Below are 1,356 nucleotides of genomic sequence, written 5' to 3' on the forward strand. Positions count from 1 at the left end.
CCTGTTGCCTCACGTCAATAGGTCCGGGAAGTCGGCTTCGTTGCCTCATGTGAAAAGGTCCGGTTCAGGGGCTTGTTGAACCAGGTGTTGGTTTTGTAGTCCCGTGCCGGTGCTTTTGCTTTGGCGAGGGTTTCGAGTTCGCTGGTGAGGGCGAGGATCTGCCGGGACAGGGCGGCGGGTTTGATCCGTTTGAACGTGGCGTTCATGCCGATAACGGCTCTTTTCCGGGCTCCGGGGTGCGCGGCGGCGCGTTGGTGCGGGGTGAGGGCATGGTCGTGTTTCTTCACGACTTTCGCACCGTGGCGGGTTTTCGAGAGGAGTTTCTGCTGGGGCAGCAGGTAGTTCGTGAAGAGTGCATCTAGGTCCCAGATCTCGTTGAGCTTGGCCAGTTCCGCCGGGGTGTCGTACCGGTAGTAACCAACGAGCTCGCGGACCCGGGCCCAGTTCTTCTGCTCCACATGTGCGCCGTCGTTTTTGTTCCCTGGCCGGGAACGGGTGAAGGTAATTTGCTGGGCATGGCAGTACTCGAGCATGTAATCGTTGATGAACTCGGTGCCGTTGTCCGAATCGATCCCCACGATGGGGAACGGGAACCGATCCAGTGCATACTGCAGGGCCTCGAACACCCATTTCTGGGCCTTGTTCGGCACGGACCGGTTCACCGTCCAGCCGGTGGCAATATCGGTGACCGTCAGCGTGAAACAGAACTGTCCCGATGCCACGCCGCCTTCATGGCCCACCAAGTCGATCTCCACGAATCCAGGGACCGCACCGTCCCATTCAGCCCAGGTGCGGATTGGGATCTGTGACTTCAACAGCGACCCCGGCTTGGTATGGGAGCGCCCACGCAACACCAACTTCGCTCGCTCCGGTGCCAGCTTCCGGTCAATCGTCGCGGCGCTCATCCGCATCAACAACACCGCTTCATCATCATTCAAGGACAGCTCACCATCACGACGAAGCATGGGAACCAGAACCGGCAGCATCGGGGCCAGACGTTTGCCCGCCGGAGCGCGCAGAACGGCCCAGCACACCACCAAGGCCTCCACGATCCGTGGACCATACACCGGCACCGGAGCCGGCCGGGTCCGCACGGGCCTGAGCTCCTGCGCCTTTCGCAACGCACGCCGGGCATAATCCCGATTCCAACCCGTCAACTCCACCAACTCATCAAGGATCCGGACCTTCTCGGCGCGCGTTCCCCGGGCGTAAGCACGTGCTTTGATCACAGTGACGGCCCTGCGCTGGCTCATCGTCAAACCCATCCCTCAAGGATGTCCGCGACCAACCTCAACCGGACCTTTTTCAATGAGGCAACGTATCCAGTTCCACGGACCTTTTCCATGAGTCAACGCG

Annotated in this window: 1 protein-coding gene; it reads right to left on the minus strand. The window is 60.7% G+C overall.

Going from position 1 to position 1,356, the window contains the following annotated elements:
* Positions 1–14 precede the first annotated feature (14 nt).
* Positions 15–1,253, minus strand: a complete 1,239-nt coding sequence (locus AB0N72_RS20205) for a transposase family protein (protein WP_363934884.1) — start codon at positions 1,251–1,253, stop codon at positions 15–17.
* Positions 1,254–1,356 lie beyond the last annotated feature (103 nt).

Source organism: Paenarthrobacter sp. NPDC089307, from assembly GCF_040685055.1.
Taxonomy (GTDB): Bacteria; Actinomycetota; Actinomycetes; order Actinomycetales; family Micrococcaceae; genus Arthrobacter.

What these genes read in the sequence shown, in the direction of transcription:
- AB0N72_RS20205 (WP_363934884.1), bottom strand. Translation starts at nt 1,253, where the DNA reads ATGAGCCAGCGCAGGGCCGTCACTGTGATCAAAGCACGTGCTTACGCC.